The organism is Streptomyces calidiresistens, from assembly GCF_014141525.1.
Taxonomy (GTDB): domain Bacteria; phylum Actinomycetota; class Actinomycetes; order Streptomycetales; family Streptomycetaceae; genus Streptomyces; species Streptomyces calidiresistens.
On the sequence record NZ_VKHS01000262.1, the window covers coordinates 1 to 6511 of the forward strand.

General features: G+C 73.4%; 5 protein-coding genes. All 5 read left to right on the plus strand.

Annotated elements, in window-relative coordinates; translation table 11 throughout:
- Positions 1 to 44: 44 nt before the first annotated feature.
- A complete protein-coding gene (gene alaS, locus FOE67_RS12720; RefSeq protein WP_182663668.1) occupies positions 45 to 2711 on the plus strand; it encodes an alanine--tRNA ligase in 2667 nt (888 codons plus the stop codon).
- Complete coding sequence (ruvX, locus tag FOE67_RS12725) at positions 2711 to 3187, plus strand: Holliday junction resolvase RuvX (protein ID WP_182663670.1); 477 nt, start codon at positions 2711 to 2713, stop codon at positions 3185 to 3187. The genes alaS and ruvX overlap by 1 nt, the downstream gene beginning before the upstream one ends.
- A 125-nt stretch (positions 3188 to 3312) precedes the next feature.
- Positions 3313 to 5130 (plus strand): endolytic transglycosylase MltG, encoded by a 1818-nt coding sequence (mltG, locus tag FOE67_RS12730; RefSeq protein ID WP_182663672.1) that lies wholly within the window; start codon positions 3313 to 3315, stop codon positions 5128 to 5130.
- Positions 5108 to 6013, plus strand: coding sequence for a shikimate dehydrogenase (locus tag FOE67_RS12735; protein WP_182663674.1), 906 nt, complete (start codon positions 5108 to 5110; stop codon positions 6011 to 6013). The genes mltG and FOE67_RS12735 overlap by 23 nt, the downstream gene beginning before the upstream one ends.
- Positions 6014 to 6183: 170 nt before the next feature.
- A partial coding sequence (locus tag FOE67_RS12740) for a chorismate synthase (protein WP_182663676.1) occupies positions 6184 to 6511 on the plus strand: 328 nt, incomplete at its 3' end.

Below are 6511 nucleotides of genomic sequence, written 5' to 3' on the forward strand. Positions count from 1 at the left end.
GCCCGGAACCCCACCCATCACCCGACCGGAAAAGAGGACCACTGATGGAGTCGGCCGAAATCCGCCGCCGATGGCTGAGCTTCTTCGAGGAGCGCGGACACACCGCCGTGCCCTCGGCATCGCTCATCGCGGACGACCCGACCCTGCTGCTGATCCCCGCCGGGATGGTGCCCTTCAAGCCCTACTTCCTCGGTGAGGCGGCCCCGCCCGCACCGCGGGTCACCAGCGTGCAGAAGTGCGTCCGCACCCCGGACATCGAGGAGGTCGGCAAGACCACCCGGCACGGCACGTTCTTCCAGATGTGCGGCAACTTCTCCTTCGGCGACTACTTCAAGGAGGGGGCCATCACCCTCGCCTGGGAGTTGCTCACCACCCCGGTGCCGCGGGGGGGTTACGGGCTGGACCCGGAGCGGCTGTGGATCACCGTCTACGAGGACGACGACGAGGCGGAGACCATCTGGCGGGAGAAGGTCGGCGTTCCCGCCGAGCGCATCCAGCGCCTGGGCAAGAAGGACAACTACTGGGACATGGGCGTTCCCGGTCCCTGCGGCCCCTGCTCGGAGATCAACTACGACCGGGGTCCCGACTTCGGTCCCGAGGGCGGCCCGGCCGTCAACGACGAGCGCTACGTGGAGATCTGGAACCTGGTCTTCATGCAGTACGAGCGCGGCCCGGGGGAGGGCAAGGACTACCCCATCCTCGGTGAGCTGCCCAGCAAGAACATCGACACCGGTCTCGGTCTCGAGCGCCTGGCGATGATCCTGCAGGGCGTGCGGAACATGTACGAGACCGACACCCTGCGGGTACTCATCGACCGCGCCGGGGAGCTGACCGGGGTCCGGTACGGCCACGACGAGCGGGGCGACGTCTCCCTGCGGGTGATCGCCGACCACATGCGCACCGCCGTCATGCTGATCGGCGACGGGGTCACCCCGGGGAACGAGGGGCGCGGGTACGTGCTGCGCCGCATCATGCGGCGCGCCATCCGCAACCTGCGCATCCTCGGCGCCACCGACCCGGTCGCGGGCGAGCTGGTGGACCTGGTCATCACCACCATGGGGCGCCAGTACCCGGAGCTGATCACCGATCGCGGGCGCATCGAGACCGTCGCCCTCGCCGAGGAGGCCGCCTTCCTCAAGACGCTGCGCGCCGGTACCAACATCCTGGACACCGCGGTCTCCGAGACCCGCGACGCCGGGGGGCGGGTGCTGTCGGGGGAGAAGGCGTTCCTGCTCCACGACACCTGGGGCTTCCCGATCGACCTCACCCTGGAGATGGCCGCCGAGCAGGGCCTGAGCGTGGACGAGGCCGGCTTCCGCCGGCTGATGGCCGAACAGCGCGAGCGGGCCAAGGCCGACGCGCGGGCCAAGAAGACCGGCCACGCCGACATGTCCGCCTACCGGGGCATCGCGGACGCCGCCGGGGCCACCGAGTTCACCGGTTACACCCACACCGACGGCGAGGCCACGGTCGTGGGCCTGCTGGTGGACGGCGTCTCCTCGCCCGCCGCGCAGGAGGGCGACGGGATCGAGGTCGTCCTGGACCGCACGCCCTTCTACGCCGAGGGCGGCGGCCAGCTCGCCGACACCGGCCGGATCAGGCTGGACTCCGGGGCGGTGATCGAGGTCCGCGACGTGCAGCAGCCGGTGCCCGGCGTCATCGTGCACAAGGGCGTCGTGCAGGTCGGCGAGGTCACCGTGGGCGCCGCGGCGCACTGCGCGATCGACGTGGCCCGCCGCCGTTCCATCGCCCGCGCCCACAGCGCCACCCACCTCACCCACCAGGCGCTGCGCGACGCCCTGGGCCCGACCGCCGCCCAGGCGGGATCGGAGAACGCCCCCGGTCGGTTCCGGTTCGACTTCGGCTCGCCGACCGCCGTGCCCTCCACGGTGCTCAACGACGTCGAACAGCGGATCAACGAGGTGCTGGGCCGGGAGCTCGACGTCACCGCCGAGATCATGAGCCTGGACGACGCCCGGCGCCAGGGCGCCATCGCGGAGTTCGGCGAGAAGTACGGCGAGCGGGTGCGGGTGGTGACCATCGGCGACTTCTCCAAGGAACTGTGCGGCGGCACCCACGTGCACAACACCGCCCAGCTCGGCCTGGTGAAACTGCTGGGCGAGTCCTCCATCGGCTCCGGCGTGCGGCGGGTGGAGGCCCTGGTGGGCACCGACGCCTACCGTTACCTCGCCCGCGAGCACACGGTCGTCTCCCAGCTCACCGAACTGCTCAAGGGACGTCCCGAGGAACTCCCGGAGAAGGTCTCGGGGATGCTGGGGCGGCTGCGGGAGGCGGAGAAGGAGATCGACCGCTTCCGCGCGGAGAAGGTCCTGCAGGCGGCCGCGGGACTGGCCGCCGGGGCCCGAGAGGTGGACGGGGTCGCCCTGGTGAGCGCCCGGGTGCCCGACGGCACCACCGCGGACGACCTGCGCCGGTTGGTGCTGGACGTGCGCGGCCGCATCCCCGCCTCCCGTCCGGCCGTGGTCGCGCTGTTCACGGTGGTCAAGGACCGGCCGCTGACGGTGATCGCCACGAACGAGGCGGCCCGCGAGCGCGGGCTGCGCGCCGGTGACCTGGTGCGTGCCGCGGCCAAGGCGCTGGGCGGCGGTGGCGGCGGCAAGCCCGATGTCGCGCAGGGCGGCGGCCAGAACCCCGCCGCCGTCGACGAGGCCGTGGAGGCCGTGGAGCGGCTCGTGGCCGGGCGCTCCTGATGCGCCGCGGCCGCCGGTTGGCGATCGACGTCGGCGAGGCCCGGATCGGGGTCGCCTCCTGCGACCCCGACGGCGTCCTCGCGACGCCGGTGGAGACCGTGCCCGGGCGCGACGCCCCGGCGGCCCGGCGCCGCCTCCTCACCCTGGTGGAGGAGTACGAGCCGATGGAGGTGGTGGTGGGGCTCCCGCGCTCGCTCAGCGGCGCGGAGGGCCCCGCCGCCCGACGGACCCGGGAGTTCGCCCGGACGCTGGCCACCGCTCTGGCGGCGCTGCCCGAGCCGGTGCCGGTGCGCCTGGTGGACGAACGGATGACGACGGTGACGGCCGCCGAACGGATGAGGGCCGCCGGGGTGAACAGCCGGCGCGGGCGTTCGCGCATCGACCAGGCCGCTGCGGTGGAGATCCTGCAGCACGCCCTGGAGGTCGAACGCTCCACGGGCGGTCCGCCGGGGCAGTGCGTCGAAGTGGTTGTCTGATCGCGGTACGGTAACGTTCCGGAGGACACCGCAGCCATTCGAACATTCCCGGTCGTGCGAAGGGATGTTCGGCCCCGGGACCACGCTTCCGGGGTCCGCTGCCGCCCGGCGTCACAAGGGGATCGATGACTGAGTATGGCCGGGGCTCCGGCTCCGAACCGTGGCACCCCACGGACCCGCTCTACGGGGACGTGCCCCCGGGGGGTGACCCCGGTCCCGCCCCCGCCGGACACGGGTACCCGCAGGACGGGGAACAGCAGTGGTCCGGTGCCCCCGACGCCGGTTACGGCTACCCGCAGCAGGGCGGGGACGGCGGTTGGTACGGGGAGGCGCGGTCGGCGGCCCCGCAGAGCCCGCAGCACGGTGCCGGTGGTGACGGCGGCTGGTACGGCCACTCCGGTGAGTCCGGCGGCTACCCCGCCCCCGACGCCGGTTACGGCTACCCGCAGCAGGCGCCGGGTGGCGACTGGGGGCACGGCGGCCGGCAGGGTTCCGACGGTTGGGGAGGGACGCCCGGTCCCGGGCATCCCTCCGCGCAGGGCGGCGGGTACCCCCCGGGGGGCCCCTCCGGTGGCCCGGGCGGGAGCCCGTCCCGCGCTCCGGGCCCCGACCCGGAGACGGGCTGGGACCCGGGACCGGACCAGGGGGAGCACGACTTCTTCTCCACCGGCTTCGGCAACGAGGACGCCCCCGCCCCCCGACGCGCCGGACGCCGTCGACCCGGCCGGGAGCACGCGGACCCCCTCGACGACCCGGACGCCGGCGGTGGTTCCCGCGGTTCCCGCGGATTCGACGGCTTCGACGACCCGGAGGACGTCGGGGACCCCGACGGACCCGGGGACGGCGAGGACCCGGAGAGACGCGCCGGCCGCGGCGGGCGCCCCAAACGTCGCGCCGGCTGCGGCTGCCTGGCCGCCCTGGTGCTGGTCACCGGCGGTCTCGGCGTCGCCGCGTACCAGGGGTACCAGTTCTACAACAGCCGGTTCGCCGCTCCGGAGGACTTCGCCGGGGAGGGCACCGACCCGGTCCAGGTGGAGATCCCGCCGGGCGCCTCGATCGCCCAGATGGGCAACATCCTCAAGGACGCCGGCGTCGTCAAGAGCGTCGGTGCCTTCGTCGCCGCCGCCGGTGAGAGCAACATCCAGGCCGGGGTCTACTCCCTGCGCCTGGAGATGTCGGCCGCCTCCGCCGTCAACGCCCTCACCGATCCCTCGGCCCTCAACGTGCTCACCATCCCCGAGGGCATGCGTGCCGAGCAGATCTACCAGGCCATCGACGAACGGCTCGGGGTCCCGGAGGGCACCACGCAGGAGGCCGCCCAATCGGGCGACTTCAACCTGCCGGAGTGGGCCGACAGCCACCCCGACATCAAGGACCCCCTGGAGGGTTTCCTCTTCCCCGCGCGGTACGACGTCGCCGAGGGCATGGACCCCGAGGAGGTCCTGTCGCGGATGGTGGACCGGGCGGTGACCGTCTACGAGGGCTACGGCATCGAGGACGCCGCCGCCGGGCTGGGCCTGGACTCCCCGCTGGACGTGATCACCGTCGCCAGCCTGGTGCAGGCGGAGGGCATCACCTACGACGACTTCCAGCAGATGGCGGAGGTCGTCTACAACCGCCTCGAACCGGACAACGACATCACCAACCGGAAACTGGAGTTCGACTCCACCTACAACTACCTCATGGGGCAGAGCGAGATCCGCATCACCGAGCAGGAGATCCACTCCAACCAGGACCCCTACAACACGTACGTCCACACCGGCCTGCCGCCGGGTCCCATCGGCAACCCCGGCGAGGTCGCCATCGAGGCCAGCCTCGATCCGACCGAGGAGGGGTGGATGTTCTTCATCTCCATCGACGGGGAGGAGACCACCTTCACCCGCACGCTGGACGAGCACGAGGAACTGAGGAAGGAGTTCAATGAGCGCCAGGGCATCGGCTGAGCGCCGACGCGCCGCGGTGCTGGGCTCCCCGATCTCCCACTCCCTGTCCCCCGAGCTCCACCGCGCCGCCTACGCGGCCCTCGGCCTGACGGACTGGACGTACGACCGGTTCGAGGTGGACGAGGCGGCGCTGCCCGGCTTCGTCGGACGCCTGGGGCCGGAATGGGCCGGTCTCTCCCTCACCATGCCGCTCAAGCGGGCGGTCATCCCCCTGCTGGACCGGGTGGGGGAGAGCGCCCGGGCCGTGGGGGCGGTCAACACCCTGGTGTTCGACCCCCGGGCCGGACGGGTCGGGGAGAACACCGATGTCCCGGGCCTGGTCGCCGCCCTCGCCGAACGCGGCGTCCGCCGGGTGCCGACCGCGGCGGTCCTGGGGGGCGGGGCCACCGCGGCCTCCGCCCTCGCGGCCCTGGCCCGGGTCTGCGAGGGCGAGATCGTGGTCCACGTCCGCGGCTCCCACCGGGTCGCCGAGGTGCTCGCGCTCGGCGAACGCCTGGGTGTGGAGGTGCGACCGGAGCCGTGGGACCGGGCCGCCGACTCCCTGCACCTGCCGCTGGTGGTCTCCACGACCCCGGCGGGCGCCGGTGACTTCCTCGTCGACACCGTCCCCGGGACCCCCGGCACCCTCTTCGACGTGCTCTACGAGCCCTGGCCGACCCCCCTGGCCGCCGCCTGGGCCGCCCGGGGGGGCACCGTCCTCGGCGGGCTCGACCTGCTGGTCCACCAGGCGGTGCTCCAGGTGGAGATGATGACCGGCCGCACCCCCGCGCCGCTCGCCGCCATGCGGGCGGCGGGGGAGCGCGCGCTGGCGGCCCGGGGCGCCGGCCGGGTCGTGGGCGATCCCACCCACCGGGGCGTCCATACCATGGACCGGGAGGGGTGACCCGCCCGATCCGTGGGAGGATCGACGCTGCCGCCGGTGGGGTCCCCGAGGCCCCCGCGGGCCGGTGGTCGCGTGGGGCACCCCGCTGACGCGCTCCCGTCGCAGGACGGTGGGCCCCGGGGTGTCGGGAACGCGCCGATCGCATCGTCGAGGGCAATCGAGGAGCAACGTTGAGCAGGTTGCGCTGGCTGACGGCCGGTGAGTCGCACGGACCCGCCCTGGTGGCGACCCTGGAGGGGCTGCCCGCCGGGGTACCGATCACCACCGACGCGGTGGCGGACGCCCTGGCGCGGCGGCGGTTGGGTTACGGGCGGGGTGCCCGGATGAAGTTCGAGCGCGACGAGGTGACGTTCCTGGGCGGGGTGCGGCACGGCCTGACCCTGGGCTCCCCGGTGGCGATCACGGTCGGCAACACCGAGTGGCCCAAGTGGGAGCAGGTGATGGCGGCCGACCCGGTGGACCCGGAGGTGCTCGCCGACCTGGGCCGCAACGCCCCCC